This window comes from Demequina sediminicola, assembly GCF_000975055.1.
GTDB classification, from domain to species: Bacteria; Actinomycetota; Actinomycetes; order Actinomycetales; family Demequinaceae; genus Demequina; species Demequina sediminicola.
This window is the reverse complement of the sequence record NZ_BBRB01000002.1, coordinates 439340-455540: the sequence shown is the minus strand read 5'-3', so window position 1 is coordinate 455540 and position 16201 is coordinate 439340. Positions and strand designations below refer to the sequence as shown.

Genomic DNA, 16201 nt, shown 5'->3' with positions numbered 1-16201 from the left:
TGCCTTGATCTGTCCTTGTCAAATCGCCTTGTCGGCGAGTTGTCAGTTCTAGATCACTCTCCGCAGCGACAAGTTGCAGGCGCTAGAGCGTCTGCTTCTTTGGCTGTGAGAGCTATCAAGAGGTGCCGCTTCTGGGTCCTTATCTCAGGCCCTCCGCGGCGCTTCCGTCCTTGGCAGCGAGGAAGACATTACGGGCATATGAACACCCAAGTCAAATCGACGCGTTCACCCCCCGGAACGGCTCATATGGCCTGGTAAACCTCAGTCCTATGACCCCATCGACGGGTAGTTTCCGCGAATCTGCGGAAAATTCTTTTGATTATTTTTTTGGCCAGTTTCACTTCGCAGATGTGGTAGCCGTGCAGTCGACGATCAGTGGGGCAAGGAGCACGGCGCGCTGCGACACTTCTCGCGCCCTGTGGCACCGCGCTGGACTAGAGCGAGCCCTCTGCCATGAGTCGCACGAACTCCGCCTCTGAAATGACAGGCACACCCAGCTCTTCGGCCTTGGCTGCCTTGGAACCAGCGTTGGCGCCCGCGACCACATAGTCCGTCTTCTTAGAGACCGAACCTGCCGCTTTGCCTCCTCGGGAAATGATCGCTTCCTTCACCGAGTCTCGGGTGAATCCCTCGAGAGAGCCCGTCGCGACAATCGTGAGACCTTCGAGGGTCCGCGCTATCGACTCATCGCGCTCGTCCTGCATCCGAACGCCTGCCTGTGCCCACCGGTCCACGATGTCCCGATGCCAGTCCACCTCAAACCAACGCTTGACCGAGTCAGCAATCGTGGGACCCACACCGTCGACGGCCGAGAGCTGCTCCTCTGTGGCCTCGCGAATCGCGGGAATGGACTCAAAGGCAGTCGCCAGCGCCCTTGACGCAGTAGGCCCAACGTGACGCATGCTGAGTGACACGATGACGCGCCACAGGGGTTGCTCCTTGGCGGAGTTGAGGTTTTCCAGTAGTCGCAGGCCATTGGTAGAGACGTCGCCGGCCTTCCGGTCTACGCCATCCTTGGTGGAGTCTGACTCCAGCGTGAACAACGGCACCCTGGCAAGATCGCCCTCCGTCAATGAGAACAAGCCAGCTTCGTTAGACAGGACGCCTGCCTCGACCAACGCGACGGCTGCCTTCTCCCCCAACACTTCGACATCAAGTGCTCCGCGCGAACCGATGAACGCAATGCGGTCCGTAATCTGCGCCGGGCAGTACTGGGAGTTAGGGCACCGGAGATCCTTGTCTCCTTCCTTCTGCTCCACGAGCGTGGTGCCACAGGACGGGCAACCCTCGGGCATCGTCCATTCGCGCTCACTCCCATCGCGTGCAGCGACCACAGGCCCCACAATCTCGGGAATGACGTCCCCGGCCTTCCGCAGTACCACCGAGTCGCCGATCAGGACACCCTTGCGCTTCACCTCATGGCGGTTGTGCAATGTCGCGTAGGTCACAGTCGAACCAGCAACCGTGATGGGCGTCATCACCCCATAGGGCGTGACTCGACCGGTGCGACCCACGTCAACGCGGATGTCCTCCAACGTTGTGTGTACTTCTTCCGGGGGGAACTTGTATGCCAGTGCCCAGCGTGGCGCGCGACTCGTCGACCCCAGCTGCCCTTGAACCGACCGAGAGTTCACCTTCATCACGGCGCCGTCGATCTCATGAACCATCGAGTGCCGCTTCTCTTCTAGTTCCTTGAGAAAGCGCTCAATGTGGTCCACCCCCGTGAGGACACGAGTGTGCTCAGACACAGGTAGCCCCCACCCGGCCAGCACCTCGTAGATCCCTGCCTGGGACTCAGCACGAGCATCGGCTCCCTGCGCGCCCCATTCGAGCGCACCCAATGCGTAGGCCGTCAGCGCAAGTGGGCGCGACGCTGTGACCGTGGAGTCCTTCTGGCGCAGCGAACCAGCTGCGGTGTTGCGCGGATTAGCGTAAGGCGGCTTGCCCTCGGCGACCATGCGTTCGTTGAGTTCCTCGAACGCCGCGAGTGGAAGGTAGACCTCGCCGCGAATCTCCACGAGCTCAGGGATGTTGTCGCCACTGAGCGTGTCCGGGATGTCCCCCATGGTCCTGACATTCGCAGTGACATCTTCACCTGTCGTGCCGTCACCGCGCGTCACCCCGCGAACTAAGGTGCCGTTCTCATACGTCAGGGAGATCGACAGCCCATCAATCTTGGGCTCGCACACCACCTCTTGCGCCCCTAGCTCGCGGGCAAGTCGTTCGAGCCACGCGTCAACCTCCTGGATAGAGAAGGCGTTGTCGAGGCTCATCATGCGTTCCCGATGCTGAACCGACGCAAACCCCGTCTCGCCTCGGGCAGCGCCCACCGTCTGCGTCGGAGAGTCCGGCTCAGCGAGCTCGGGGTGCGCAGCCTCAAGATCCCTCAGCTCGCTCTCGAGCGCGTCATAGGCGGCGTCAGAAATGATGGGAGCGTCCTCGCCGTAGTAGCGGGCGCGGTGCTCCTCAATCTGCTGTACCAATTCCTGATGCCGGGCGCGGGGGTCAATGGTCTCGCTCACGCTCCTATCTCACCATGAGTCGGCGACACAGCAAGATTGAGGGCGATCGAGCGGTGCGTACTCGCCAAGCACCTACCCAAAGGCGCACACTAGTGGGGTGACTCTCGTAACGCCTTCCCAGATCGACGCTGCCGCAGAAGCCATCGCGCCGCACGTGCGGCGCACACCCATCATTGAAGTGCCCGGCGACACCATGGGGATCGACGCAACGCTCGTCTTCAAACTCGAGTACCTCCAAGTCACCGGAGCCTTCAAAGCCCGCGGTGCCGTGCACTACGTCGCCACACAGCCTGTCTCCGACGCTGGCGTCGTCGCAGCATCGGGAGGTAACCACGGCGCAGCCGTGGCATACGCCGCGCACCGCTTTGGCCACGACGCTCACATCTTTGTTCCCACGACAGCCAACCCGGCCAAAGTCGAGCGCTTGGTGAGTCTCGAGGCCAACGTTCACAGCATCGGCTTGACGTACGGAGATGCGGCCGATGCTGCTGCCGACTATCTCGCCGAACACGACGCCACTTCGATCGCGGCCTTTGACGACCCAGTGGTCATGGCAGGGGCGGGAACCGTCGCAAAGGAGTTCGAGGCCGATGCCGGACGTCTCGATGCCATGCTGCTGGCCGTGGGCGGAGGCGGCCTTGCAGGTGGCGCCGCGGCATGGTGCGGTGACCGCATCCCGATCATCGGATGCGAGACAGTCGGGACCGCGTCGTATGCCGCAGCCGTCGAAGCAGGATCCCCGGTCACTGTCCCCGTCAGCGGAGTGGCAGCCGACCACCTCGGTGCCCGACGCATCGGCGATACTCCATGGGAAGCGCTGTCCGCAGCGGCGGCCGAGTCCATCGTGGTGACCGACGACGAAGTTCTCGACGCCCAGGCTCGGCTCTGGCGTCTGCTACGGGTTGTCGTCGAGCCAGGCGTTGCTGCCCCCTTTGCCGCCCTCTACACCGGCCGTTGGAAGCCCGAACCGGGATCACGCATCGGCGTAGTCCTGTGCGGCGCGAACGTTGTGGTGCCGGGAATCGGTCCGCAAGGACAGCCAACGACTCACGAGCAATAGCGAGGTGCCGCGTTCAAGATTCGCGCTTCAGTCTCTCGATCAGACGCTCAAGCCTGCGAGCGCGCGTTTCAGGCGTCGCGGCAGTGATCAATGGGTGCAGCATCGCGAACCGCTGCTGTGCGCTGAGCGCAGCAAACCTACCTTGAGCATCCGGTAGGGCTGCCAGTGCCGCCACGAGGTCGTCCGGCGCAACCGCGTCCGCCGACCCTGGATAGGCACGCTCCCACCGTCCATCCGCGCGTGCAAGTTCAACTTGGCGCTGACCCCCCGCCCGCATACGGCCAGCCTCAGTCAGCCGTGCGACGTGCTCGACATTGCGCTTGGACCACAGTGACCGAGGACGCCGCGGCGTAAAACGCTGGACAAACGTCAAGGAGTCCCGCGAGCGCCGTTGTCCGTCAATCCAGCCGGAGCACAGCGCTTCATCAAGGGCCTGGGCATAGGCGAGAGACGTAGGCTCAGTCACGCCCTTCTTGGCGAGAACCAACCACACCCCGTTGCTTACAGCATCGTTGTCGACGAGCCAGTCGTGCCAGGACTGCTCGTCGCGCATGGTCAACTCTTCTAGGTCCACCCCTGAATGATCGCAGTTCCCACTGACGTGCGCGCCCTGCGGGACAGCGATGCGTGAGAGGATCCTGCGCATGGCCATCGTCAGTGATCGTGTGCGGGAGCGCATTCATGAGGACTTCGGGGCGTCATCATCACGCATGGTGAGTGCGCTCGAACGGCTCCACATCGAGGGCCACACCGACGCTGATCGCCTGCACGCTGCCGTGGTGATCGCATCACGTGGGCATGCGCAGATGTTTGACGATGCACTCGAACACGCTGCAAGCGATTGGCGCGACCTTCTCGACCGCGCAGGCCTTGCCGATAGCGAATGGGAACACCAGGTTCGCGAGACCTTTGGCCCTGCCTGAGTGGGCACGAAGACTGGGTGCGCAACTGGCTACAGAAACGTCACACACCGGCAACATCGGTTCTCTAGGGTGCCGATCATGAGCTTGATGAGCCTGGTAGTACGCGCCCCGTTCGCCCTCATTGACGGCGACTTGCGACCCGCTTCCATCGCGGTCGCCGACAACGTCATCGTTTACATCGCAGATTTCAACGATGAGTTCGATACCGCGACCGACGTGACGTTGGACGACACTGAGGTGCTGGTGTTGGCCGAAGCGTCGCCTCGTCTGGATCCCTCGGCGCGCCGGGGCATTAGGGTTGGAGCACCGGCGGACCTCGTCGCTTGGGGGCGTTCGGCGCTTGAAGTGTCCACGACTGCTCGGTCTGTCGCGTAGGGACATTTAGCGGTTCTAGCCACATATTCCCTAAGGTCCTAGAGACTCGCGACCCCGAGGGGACTATCGTGGTCACTGTGACTGCACCGATCGATCCCACGACCACTTCCGCCTGGGCCGAGCTCACCGCTCACAAAGACGGCTTCGCCCCCGACTTGCGCGCATGGTTCGACGCCGATCCAGGCCGCGTTGAGCGCCTAACGCTCTCGATGGCAGACCTCCACGTAGACCTCTCCAAGAACCTCGTCACCGACGAAATCCTGGCATCGCTCGTCACACTCGCCAAAGAGACTGGAGTGGCAGAACGGTACGCTGCGATGCTTGCTGGCGAGCACATCAACACCACCGAAGACCGCGCCGTCCTGCACACCGCACTACGCCGCCCGGCCGATGCCTCGCCTGGCCTCACCGTCGACGGCCAAGACATCGACAGTGACGTGCAAGACGTCCTCGGCCGCGTGAGCGAGTTCGCTGAGCGCGTGCGCTCCGGGGAGTGGACCGGCATCACCGGCAAAAAGGTCACCACAGTCGTCAACATCGGCATTGGCGGGTCCGACCTTGGACCCGTCATGGTCTACGAAGCCCTCGAGCCCTACGCGAACGCAGGCATTGCCGCGCGCTACGTCTCGAACATCGACCCCACCGACATGGGACAGAAGCTCAAGGGGCTCGACCCCGAGACCACACTGTTCATCGTCGCGTCGAAAACCTTCACCACACTCGAAACCCTCACCAACGCGCGTCTCGCACGTACCTGGCTGTGGGAAGCGCTCGGTACGGCTGGCGTCAACGTATCGGACGCGGACGCGAAGGCCGATGCCGTGGCACACCACTTTGTCGCAGTCTCCACCGCGCTCGACAAGGTAGCCGACTTCGGCATCGACACCACCAACGCCTTTGGCTTCTGGGACTGGGTTGGAGGACGCTACAGCGTCGACTCCGCCATCGGCCTCTCACTCGCCATCACGCTCGGCCCCGACGTCTTCGGAGACCTCCTCGACGGATTCCACACCGTCGACCAGCACGTCGCCACCACGCCGCTAGAAGAGAATGTCCCCGTACTCATGGGACTACTCAACATTTGGTACGTGAACTTCCTGGGCGCACAATCACACGCCGTCCTGCCCTACGCACAGCAACTGCACCGCTTCCCCGCATACCTCCAGCAACTCACCATGGAATCCAACGGTAAGTCCGTGCGCTGGGACGGCGCCCCCGTCACCACCGAGACGGGCGAGATCTTCTGGGGAGAACCCGGCACCAACGGACAGCACGCGTTCTACCAGCTCATCCACCAAGGCACCAAGCTCATTCCTGCGGACTTCATCTCTGTCGTCAACCCTGCATATGACCTGAAAGACGGCGAACAGGACGTCCACTCCCTGTTCCTCGCGAACTTCCTCGCTCAGACCAAGGCACTCGCATTCGGCAAGACTGCCGCAGAAGTAGAGGCCGAGGGGACCACCGGTGCACTCGTGGCCGCCCGCACATTTCCCGGCAACCGCCCCACCACCTCGATCTTTGCCCCATCACTGACGCCGCAGGTCTTGGGTCAACTCATCGCGCTGTACGAGCACATCACGTTTACACAAGGCGTCATCTGGGGCATCAACTCATTCGACCAGTGGGGTGTGGAACTCGGCAAAAAGCTCGCCCTCGAGATCGCCCCCGCCGTTGAAGGTGACGACGACGCACTGGCAGCGCAGGACGCCTCCACGCAGGCACTCATCGCCTACTACCGCGCGCACCGCGCGTAGGCCCGGCAGCCACGTGACACCCAAGACGATCGTCATCACGGGCGCCAGTGACGGCATCGGCGCGGGAGCGGCCCGGCAACTCCACGACATCGGCCACCGTGTTGTGATCGTGGGCCGCTCTCCCGAGAAAACTGAAGCCGTGGCCGCCGCGTTAGGCGTGCCATTCCACATCGCCGACTTTGCGGACCTCAGCCAGGTCCGGACACTGGTTCAGGACCTACTCGACGCGTATCCGCGCATCGATGTGCTTGCGAACAACGCTGGCGGAACATTCACGCAGCGCACCACTGTGGACGGCCACGACCTCACCATGCAGGTGAATCACTTCGCACCGTTCCTTCTGACCACGCAGCTCCTGGACCGCCTGATCGAATCCGACGCGGCGGTGATTCAAACGTCCAGCGTCGCGCACCGCGCGTGGGGAGACATCGACGTCGAGGATCTCGACAACCAACGCAAATGGTCCGCTCAAAAGTCATACGGCGATGCAAAACTTGCGAACGTCCTCTTCACCAAGGAACTCGACCGCCGGTACCGCAACCAGGGCATATCCGCCGCCGCCTTCCATCCCGGTGCGATTGCAACCAACTTCGCCTCCGAAGGCTCCGGACCGTTCCGTTTCGCGTATCACTCCATCTTCAGCAAGCTGTTTGAAGGCGTTGATGCCGGTGCTTCGCGGCTAACGTGGCTGGCAGACGGCGAGCCGGGCGTCACCTGGGAGCACGGCGGCTACTACGCCAAGAACGCGCTCGCCAAGACCAATCCGCAGGTGGATGATGCTGAGTTGGCCCAGAAGCTGTGGGAGCGTAGCGAAACACTCGTAGGCGTCTGATCCCGCCGGCTCGGTAGGCATCTGATCCCACCGGCTCAGTAGGCGTCTGATCCCACCGGCTCAGGTGGCTGTTTCTCGCTGTTTTGGGCCTCCATAACAGCGAAATGGAGCCATTTGGCGGGGAAGGAAGAGGGTTTGGGGGGGGTGGTGGGCTAAGACGCTAGTGCGCCGATGGCCACACTGACCATCTTCTCGAACTCCTGTTCGCGCTGCTGAGAACTCAGCTCCTCGCCGCGCACTACATGGTCAGAGATAGTTGCGATCATCAACGCCTCCACGCCCTCCGCGGCCGCCACGGCGTAGATGCCGGCAGCTTCCATCTCGACCGCGAGCGTCCCGTACTCTGCCACCCGCGCCACCAGCGTCGGGTCTGGGTGGTAAAACGCATCCGAGGTCAGTACCGGCCCCACACGAAGGCTCACCCCTGCGGCTTCGGAGTAGTTGGCTGCGGCACGTAGCAATGAGAACGCAGGGGCATGCGAATAGTGAATGCCAGGAATCCGATACGTCGACATCGCCGAATCGGTGTGCGCTGCAGAAGCCGCAATGACGTCCCCGAGTTGCAGATCAGGATGGATGCCACCTGCGGTGCCCACACGGATCATGCGCTTCACGCCATAGTGACGCACCAACTCAGTGGTGTAGATCGTCGCGGACGGCATTCCCATCCCCGTGGCCATGACCGACAGCGGCCGGCCCTCGTGCGTACCCGTGAACCCGAGGATTCCCCGCACATCTGTCACCTGGTGCGCGTCCTCAAGGAACCGGTCTGCGATCAACGCAGCGCGGCGTGGATCCCCTGGCAAAAGGATGTCGGGAGCAAAAGCCCCATCGGGCGCAGAGATGTGAGGAGTAGGCATGCTCCGACCCTACGGGTCGGAGCACATATGCGCCTGTGCAACTCCCCCTTACACCCGTGAGCTAGACCCGTGAGCTAGACCCGTGGGTTAGACCCGTGAACTCCGTCAGTCCTGAGCGACTCGCACCCGTAGTGCACCCGGCTGAATGGAGAACTCCACATGCGTGGATTCACCAACCTCGTCGCCGTCAAGCTCGAGCATCCGCGGCTGAGCCATATCGAGAGTCACCGCCGTCGTGCGACGGTGCTCCACAGATTCGCTGCTCTCCGCAGATGTGTTGGCGCCCACGAGTCGCTTGAGCCCGTTGTCCCACACCATCGATCGCAGCGTGTCGAGCCAGCCACCCACACCGTCGGCGCTCAGCACAAGCATGTCGAGTTCGCCATCTGCAGGGTCAGCATCAGGAAGGAGCGTGACCCCTCCCGTGAGGACACCACAATTACCCACAATCAATGTGTGTGCCTGCTCACGGCTCACATCCTCGCCGTCAAGCGTCAGGTCCATCTCGATGATGTCGCTCGTGGACACTGCCCGGCCTAACGACTCGACATAGGCAAGCCAGCCAACCTTGTCCTTGAGGTCGTCGTCCGTTTCGACGATCATGTGAGCGTCAATACCCACTCCCGCCATCACCGTAAACGCCTGCCGCTGCGAGCCCCCCTCAACCGTGGCATCGGCCCAAGCCAAGTCGATCGTTCGTGGCGCCCCCGAGAGTGCTACGGCGATAGCATCGGCGATGGAGTTGAGCGGAATATCGAGGTTGCGGGCCAAGAGATTACCTGTCCCCAAAGGAACGATGCCCAGGTCGGCTTTTTCACCACGATCCGCGAGACATTGCGCGACCATGCGTACCGTCCCGTCGCCTCCCGCCGCCACCACGAGATCACAGCCCGCATCGAGCGCGTCGCTGGTCATCCCCTCCCCCGGATCATCAACCGTGGTCTCGAACCAGGACACCTTCACCGTCGCGAGATCGACATCGGCTGACGACAATGCCTCTTCAAGATCCGCTTTGCTGGTCTTCGCGGGATTCACCACGATGCCCACATGATCAGTGCTCACAGCAGAACTCCTTCGTCAGAGATAGGCATGGGGCCACGGTGACCCCGCCCGGGTACTGCGTCAATTCGGCACCACCTGGTCTCGCTCCCGTGATCAGGTGCACGATGGCGGGAACACACAGAAGTGCTGGCTACAGGGTTCCCTTACGGGCGTTGGCCCAAATGTCGATACCCGCATCCACCACAATGTCGTCGATGGCGTCCAGTTCCGCGGAGCTGAAGTCTAAGTTGTGCACCGCCTCGACGTTGGCTTCGAGTTGCTCGACAGAAGATGCTCCCATCACGAGGGAGGTCACACGTGTGTCGCGAAGAGACCACGCCAAAGCCATCTGCGCTAGGGATTGCCCGCGCTTGCCAGCAAGGTCATTCAGTGCACGCAGCCGCCCCACGACGTCGTCCGTCAGCCACTCAGGGTTGAAGGACTTGCCCGCCGCCGCGCGCGACGACTCTGGAATGCCGTCGAGGTACTTGTCAGTCAGCATTCCCTGTGCAAGAGATGAGAAAGCGATCACACCCGCGCCAACCTCGTCGGTAGCGTCGAGTAGGCCCTCCGTCTCAATCCACCGATTCAACATGCTGTAACTGGGCTGGTGGATCAAAAGCGGCGTGCCGAGGTCCTTCAGGATGGCAGCCATCTGACGTGTGTAGTCCGCATCGTAAGAAGAGATACCCACGTAGAGCGCCTTACCGGCCCTGACCGCTGCATCGAGTGCACCAGCAGTCTCTTCGAGTGGGGTCGTTGGATCAAAGCGATGCGAATAGAAGATGTCGACATACTCAAGACCCAGGCGCTCAAGCGACTGATCCAGGCTTGCCGTCACATACTTGCGTCCGCCACCACCTTGGCCGTAAGGACCAGGCCACATATCCCAGCCGGCTTTGCTGGAGACCACAATCTCGTCACGGTACGGCCGGAGATCCTCGGCAAAGATTCTGCCGAAGTTGGTCTCTGCACTTCCATAAGGCGGCCCATAGTTGTTGGCCAAATCAAAGTGCGTGATGCCGTGATCAAACGCAGAATGAATGACTGCGCGTTGATTAGCCAGAGGGACATCGTCACCGAAGTTATGCCAGAGCCCCAGGCTCAGCACCGGCAAGTCGAGGCCCGACTTCCCCGTCCGGCGATAGGGCATCCTGCCGTCATAACGGTGCTCATCGGCAATGTATGTCACGTGCTACTCCTCGGCTCACAGCGATGTTTGCTTATGCCGAGTCTCGCACAATCAGCTGAGTGGGCAACAGCGTCTCGCGCGGCTGATCTGTGTCTCCGGCAAGAATCGCCAACAAAATGTTCGCCATCTCTTCGCCCATCGCCGCCGATGGCTGGCAAATCGTCGTCAGCGGCACTTCACAGTTGAGCGCACTGGGGGAATCGTCATACCCCACCATCGCCAGATCTTCAGGCACACGCACACCGCGGTCCAAGAAGACTGGCTGTGCTCCAGACGCCATCAGGTCGGAAGCAATAAAGACCCCGTCGATTGACGGGTCGATAGCCAACAGTTCACGGGCGGCCCTCGTACCGCTAGGCATCGTGTAGTCCCCATGGACGATCGGGCCAGGCTCAAGCCCCGCCTCGTCGAGGGCGAGGCGCCAGCCTTCAACGCGGTCAAGGCCGCTCTGCATCGTCATAGGCCCCGAGATTGTCGCAATGCGCTTGCGCCCGGCCGCGATCAGGTGGCGTGTAGCGTCCGCCGCTCCCGCGACATTGTCGACGTCGACGACATGGCCCTTAAGCCCCGACAAAGCAGGGCGACCACCGAACACCATGGGCAGCATGTCCCCAATCTCACGGACAAAGACATCATCCGCGTGGTGAGACACCACCACCACTCCGTCAACCACACCACCGGCGAGATACCGCAGCATCCTGGCGTCAGGGCCGTGCGTGGCGATCATCAGATTGAGGAGGTAGTCCGACTGCTCAAGGCGCCGGTTGATCCCCGTCACGATAGAGGCAAAGTACACGTCGCCAAAGAACCGCGTGGTGTCTTCCGGCACCACCAGCGCGATTGCATGGGACTGCTGAGACGCAAGCGAACGGGCCGCCCGGTTCGGCACGTACCCGAGCTCCGCGATGGCGGCCTTGACCGCTTTCACGCTCTCGGGATGCACCGTGGGCGACCCGTTCACTACGCGCGAGACTGTCGCTCGCGACACCCCAGCCTTGGCTGCTACCGCTTCAAGCGTGGGCGCAGTGGAGCGCACTTGAGAGGCGGTAGCAACCGGCGGGGTGGTCATGCTGTTACCCCTTGACTGCGCCAGCCATAATTCCGGCGACGAGCTGGCGTCCGGTGAAGATGAACAGGATGAGCAGTGGCACGGTGGCCAGCAGCACACCCGCCAGCACCAGCGAGTAGTCGACGAAGTAGTTGGCCTGCAACATCGACAGCGCCACGGGAAGCGTGGGGTTGGACTGATCCAGCACGATCAGCGGCCACAGGAAGTTGTTCCATGCGGTCACAAACGTGAACAGGAAGAGCATCGCGGCGGCAGGACGCGCTGCGGGCACGCCCACGTGCCAGAAGGTACGGATCATGTTGCACCCGTCGACTCTAGCCGCCTCAATCAACTCCGTCGGGAGCGACTGTTGCAGATACTGCGTCATCCAGAACACACCGAACGCCGTCACCAGCGCGGGAAGAATCACGGCGCCGAGGCTACCGGTCCAGCCGAACTCGGCCATCAGGATGTACAGCGGCACGATGCCGAGCTGAACTGGCACGGCCATGGTCGCGATGACTGCAACAAACAGTCCCCGGTTGCCCTTGAACCGCAACTTCGCGAAGGCAAATCCTGCGAGTGTGGAGAGAACTACCGTCGAGATCGACACGGTGGTCGACACGATGATCGAGTTCCACAGCGCCTTCCAGAAGTTCACCGCCGGGTTCTGGATAACCGTCATGGCATTTTCAATGAAGTTGCCACCGGGGATCCACGACATGTTGGGGTCGCGGACGGTGGTGGCGTCACCGGAACCGATCAGGAATGACCAGTAGAACGGGAACAGCGATGCCAACATGACAATGGCAAGCGCCGTGTACGTGAACCACGTTGGCCGGCTGATGTGCACCATCGAAGTGCGCTTAAACATGGACATCACTTGCTCCCAGACTGGTCGGAGGAAACGAACCGGCGTGTGAGCCAGAAGTTCAAGAGACCGAAGACGATGATGATCAGGAACAAGAGCCACGCGATAGCCGAGGCTCGACCAAAGTTCAGCTCGCCCCAACCGGTGTTGTACATGTACATCGTGATGGTCAGCCACTGCTGGTCAGCACCACCATTGCCAGCGGTGTCAAACATGCGCGGCTCATCGAAGATCTGCAAACCACCGATGGTCGACGTGATGATCACGAAGATGAAGGTGGGGCGGATCTGCGGAAGCGTCACCGAGAAGAATCGGCGGGCCTTGCTGGCCCCGTCCAGAGCTGCGGCTTCATAGAGCTCGCGGGGAATCGCTTGCATGGCGGCCAGCATGATCAGCGCGTTGTAGCCGATCCAGCGGAAGTTCACCATGGACGCGATGGCGACGTGCGACGGGATCACTTCTTTGTGCCAGGCGATGGGGTCAATGCCGACCATGCCGAGCCAGTGATTCACCAGACCGTACTCGTCTGCGTAGAGCTGCGAGAAGATGAGGGCGACGGCCACGGGCATCACCACGTAGGGGACAAGAACACCCATACGCCAGAAAGTCCTGGCCTTGAGATGGTGATCGAGCATCGCTGCGATGAATGTCGCGATGATGAGCTGCGGGATAGACGACAGCAAGAAGATGGAGAACGTGTTCCGCAACGACACCCAGAACTTGCGGTCGTTGAGCACGTAGTCAAAGTTGGCAAATCCGATGTACTCACCGGAGTTGCGGATGGTGTCCCAATCCATCAGTGAGATCACCGCGGTGTAGATGATCGGGAAAAGCCCGAAGATCGCGAACACGATGAAGAACGGCGCGATGTACAGGTACGGGGATGCTTTGCGATCCCACATGCCCATGCGCTGACGCCAAGGGCTATAAGCCTTGGAGGTGTCGAGGTCCGTGGATGCCATGAGGTTCCTTCAGAAGACGCGGATTCCGGGGAGGTGGACGGTAAGCCCGGGCCTGCTCCTCACATACGGAGCAGGCCCGGGCCCCTAGTTTTTAGTCTTAGCCAATGCCTTCGATGTCAGCAACAGCCTTGTCCCAGGAAGCTTCTGGGTCGTCGGTGCCGTCTTCAACACGGGTCAGCGCGTTGTTGATTGCATCGTTCACCTGGAAGTAGTACTCGCCCTTGTAGGGGCTAGGAACGACGGCCTGGGCGCGGTCTGCGAAGATCTCGCCGATAGGTGCGTCGTTGAAGAACGCGTTCACAGCACCGGAAACAGCTTCGTCGTCGTAGGCAGCAACCTGCGAGGGGTACGTTCCAGCGTTGGCGAATGCCTTGGCCTGCTGCTCAGGAGCGGTCAGCCACTCGGCAAGAGCGGTAGCAGCTTCGATGTTCGAACCGCTAGCAGGAACGGTCAGCCATGAGCCGCCCCAGTTACCGCCACCGTTGGGGTAGACGTTTGCAAGGTTCCAGTCAGTCGTGTCGGTAGCGTTGCCCTCGATCACACCGAGCATCCACGGCGGGCACAGCATGGTTGCGTATGCACCGTTCGAGAGACCTGCGAACCAGTCTTCGCTCCACTGGCCGAAGTGCGACGACTGAGTTTCCGATGCAGCCATCAGCTGGTCGTAGTTTGCCTTGACAGCGTCGTTGTCCAGAACGATGAGCTCACCGGTGTCGGGGTCTTCGTAAGCCTGGTCGAGCTGGTTGGTCATACCCTGCCACACACCGGAAGCGGAGTCGTAGAATGCGGAACCGCCGGAGCCCTCAACGTAGTCGTCGCCGACTGCGAAGAAGTTGGCCCAGTCACCGTCGAGGAGCGTTGCAACCTCGTCAGGGGTGGAGGGCAGGCCAGCAGCCTCGAAGAGGTCTGCGCGGTAGCAGACGCCCTGTGGGCCGGTGTCGGTGCCATAGCCAATGAGGCGGCCGTCAGCGTCAGTTGCGCCGGCCTCGACGTAGTCAACCCAGCGACCGTCAACGGCGTCGCTCGACAGGTCGGTGAGGAGGTCGGAGTACTGCATGACCTCGGGCATCCAGTCAACCTCGACCATTTCGACGTCAGCGAGGCCACCAGGGCCAAGCTTGGTGAAGAAGTTCTCGCGTGCGTCACCCGACTCGGCCTTGCGGTCGTAGGTGATCGTGACGTTGGGGTTGAGCTCCATGTACTCCTCGATGAGGTCGTACTGGTACTCGGCGTCGTTCTCCGAGTTGGAGAATCCAGGGGTGTTGAAGGTCGCCAGCGTGAGCGAAACCTCTTCAGCACTCGTGTCGGTACCGCCGGTGGCCTCATCAGTCGAGTCGGTGTCGCCACCGTCGGACGAGCATGCCGCCAGGGTCAGGGCGGCAACAGCGGCACCCGCTGTTGCTGCAAGCATCTTCTTACGTCGTGTAAAGCTCACGGTCACTCCTTCGTGAAAGTATGGTCGGCCCGTGAGAGCGCTCTCTCCTGCGGTGAGAGCGCTCTCACGAGTGACCCCTACGCTAGATCTGAGATATGTGGATGTCAACGCGAAAAGGCCTATAGAAACGTTTCGATACCAAACCGTAACCGGAGCCTCGAAGGCTCACCTCGGCGGCCTGGTTTGGCCCGTGACGGCCGCTAAATAACGCGCTTCATCAACGTCGCTTGACCCAGAACCCGCGTACTCAGGTAGACCACCAGCGACTGACCAGCCGCTACCCCGCGCATCGGCTCATCAAGCTCAACGACCAACTCGTCGCCACGGCGCACCACCGTGCCCGACGTCGTCGTGCCGTGCGCCCTCACTTGCGCCTCGCAACGCGTCGGCTCGGCCGCCGGGACATCCGGCGCAAGCCACACGGTGTTCTCCCCCACCAGCGTCGAGACCGACAAGAGAGTCTCGGGCCCTACGGTGACAACGTTGCTCGACGTATCGACGTCCGTCACGTAGCGCGGCGCACCGTCCGCAGCCGGCCTGCCAATACCAAGGCCCTTGCGCTGGCCCACGGTGAACGCATAGGCGCCCTCATGAGCACCAACAACTTCACCAGACTCGTCCCGAATCTCACCAGGCTTCTCTCCCAGCTCGCGCTGCAGGAAGCCCTTGGTGTCGCCGTCAGCAACAAAGCAAATGTCGTAGGAGTCAGGCTTGTTCGAGACGCCAAGCCCACGGGCAGCGGCTTCAGCGCGCACCTCCGCCTTTGACGCCATGTCACCTAGAGGGAAAATCGACTGTGCGACCTTCTCCGGTCCCATGACTGCCAACACGTAAGACTGATCCTTCAAGGGGTCCACAGAGCGGTGCAACTCGCGGATACCGTCCTTGCCCACCTCAATACGCGCATAGTGGCCCGTCGCGACCGCATCGAAACCCAGCGCATCGGCCCGTTCCAAGAGTGTGTCGAACTTGATGTGCTCGTTGCACCGCACACAAGGATTCGGCGTACGCCCGGCCGCATACTCAGAGAGGAAGTCCTTCACCACGAGGTCGTGAAACTCGTCCGAGAGGTCCCACACGTAGTACGGAATACCAAGTTTGTCGGCAGCGCGTCGCGCATCGTTGCTGTCCTCAATCGAGCAGCAACCGCGAGAGCCTGAGCGGAACTGGTCTCGGTTGCGACTGAGCGCCATGTGGACGCCCACCACATCGTGACCGGCGTCAACTGCTCGCGCAGCTGCGACGGCCGAGTCAACTCCGCCAGATAGTGCGGCAAGCACGCGCATAAGTACCTCCAGGTGATCGACCATCCATGGTACGCGG

Annotated in this window: 15 protein-coding genes; 5 read left to right on the top strand and 10 right to left on the bottom strand. The window is 61.7% G+C overall.

The window, feature by feature from the left end; all coding sequences use genetic code 11:
* Positions 1 to 434 precede the first annotated feature (434 nt).
* Positions 435 to 2522 (bottom strand): NAD-dependent DNA ligase LigA, encoded by a 2088-nt coding sequence (gene ligA / locus AOP79_RS07030; RefSeq protein ID WP_062071924.1) that lies wholly within the window; start codon positions 2520 to 2522, stop codon positions 435 to 437.
* A gap of 97 nt (positions 2523 to 2619) precedes the next feature.
* Here ligA and AOP79_RS07025 point away from each other — a divergent pair, with 97 nt between their 5' ends.
* Positions 2620 to 3582 carry a serine/threonine dehydratase gene (locus tag AOP79_RS07025; RefSeq protein WP_062071922.1) on the top strand — a complete coding sequence of 321 codons (963 nt, stop codon included), beginning with the start codon at positions 2620 to 2622 and terminating at the stop codon, positions 3580 to 3582.
* A gap of 13 nt (positions 3583 to 3595) precedes the next feature.
* On the opposite strand, the gene AOP79_RS07020 is transcribed toward AOP79_RS07025, so the two are convergent.
* A complete protein-coding gene (locus AOP79_RS07020; protein WP_152648048.1) occupies positions 3596 to 4135 on the bottom strand; it encodes a YdeI/OmpD-associated family protein in 540 nt (179 codons plus the stop codon).
* Between the two features lie 91 nt (positions 4136 to 4226).
* Here AOP79_RS07020 and AOP79_RS07015 point away from each other — a divergent pair, with 91 nt between their 5' ends.
* The 4 genes from AOP79_RS07015 to AOP79_RS07000 all read left to right on the top strand — a co-directional run bounded on the left by AOP79_RS07015 (position 4227) and on the right by AOP79_RS07000 (position 7469).
* Positions 4227 to 4505 carry a hypothetical protein gene (locus AOP79_RS07015; protein WP_062071920.1) on the top strand — a complete coding sequence of 93 codons (279 nt, stop codon included), beginning with the start codon at positions 4227 to 4229 and terminating at the stop codon, positions 4503 to 4505.
* A gap of 78 nt (positions 4506 to 4583) precedes the next feature.
* Positions 4584 to 4880 carry a hypothetical protein gene (locus AOP79_RS07010; protein WP_152648047.1) on the top strand — a complete coding sequence of 99 codons (297 nt, stop codon included), beginning with the start codon at positions 4584 to 4586 and terminating at the stop codon, positions 4878 to 4880.
* A 77-nt stretch (positions 4881 to 4957) separates the two neighbouring features.
* Positions 4958 to 6637 (top strand): glucose-6-phosphate isomerase, encoded by a 1680-nt coding sequence (gene pgi, locus AOP79_RS07005; RefSeq protein WP_062072013.1) that lies wholly within the window; start codon positions 4958 to 4960, stop codon positions 6635 to 6637.
* A 13-nt stretch (positions 6638 to 6650) separates the two neighbouring features.
* Entirely contained in the window at positions 6651 to 7469 is an 819-nt protein-coding gene (locus AOP79_RS07000; protein WP_062071916.1) for an SDR family NAD(P)-dependent oxidoreductase, read from the top strand.
* 152 nt (positions 7470 to 7621) lie between these two features.
* Here the strand turns inward: AOP79_RS07000 and deoD are convergent, their stop codons facing one another.
* From deoD to mnmA, 8 genes are all read right to left on the bottom strand, one after another.
* Positions 7622 to 8329 carry a purine-nucleoside phosphorylase gene (gene deoD / locus AOP79_RS06995; RefSeq protein ID WP_062071914.1) on the bottom strand — a complete coding sequence of 236 codons (708 nt, stop codon included), beginning with the start codon at positions 8327 to 8329 and terminating at the stop codon, positions 7622 to 7624.
* 105 nt (positions 8330 to 8434) lie between these two features.
* Positions 8435 to 9391 carry a diacylglycerol/lipid kinase family protein gene (locus tag AOP79_RS06990; protein WP_062071912.1) on the bottom strand — a complete coding sequence of 319 codons (957 nt, stop codon included), beginning with the start codon at positions 9389 to 9391 and terminating at the stop codon, positions 8435 to 8437.
* Between the two features lie 130 nt (positions 9392 to 9521).
* Entirely contained in the window at positions 9522 to 10562 is a 1041-nt protein-coding gene (gene mgrA, locus AOP79_RS06985; RefSeq protein WP_062071909.1) for an L-glyceraldehyde 3-phosphate reductase, read from the bottom strand.
* Positions 10563 to 10593: 31 nt separating this feature from the next.
* Positions 10594 to 11631 (bottom strand): LacI family DNA-binding transcriptional regulator, encoded by a 1038-nt coding sequence (locus tag AOP79_RS06980; protein WP_062071907.1) that lies wholly within the window; start codon positions 11629 to 11631, stop codon positions 10594 to 10596.
* Positions 11632 to 11635: 4 nt separating this feature from the next.
* On the bottom strand, positions 11636 to 12484 hold the full coding sequence (locus AOP79_RS06975) for a carbohydrate ABC transporter permease (RefSeq protein ID WP_236683301.1): 849 nt from the start codon (positions 12482 to 12484) through the stop codon (positions 11636 to 11638).
* Positions 12485 to 12489: 5 nt separating this feature from the next.
* Entirely contained in the window at positions 12490 to 13443 is a 954-nt protein-coding gene (locus tag AOP79_RS06970) for a carbohydrate ABC transporter permease (protein ID WP_062071903.1), read from the bottom strand.
* Positions 13444 to 13540: 97 nt separating this feature from the next.
* Entirely contained in the window at positions 13541 to 14878 is a 1338-nt protein-coding gene (locus AOP79_RS06965) for an ABC transporter substrate-binding protein (protein WP_369401065.1), read from the bottom strand.
* Positions 14879 to 15078: 200 nt separating this feature from the next.
* On the bottom strand, positions 15079 to 16164 hold the full coding sequence (gene mnmA / locus AOP79_RS06960) for a tRNA 2-thiouridine(34) synthase MnmA (RefSeq protein ID WP_062071899.1): 1086 nt from the start codon (positions 16162 to 16164) through the stop codon (positions 15079 to 15081).
* Between the last annotated feature and the right edge of the window lie 37 nt (positions 16165 to 16201).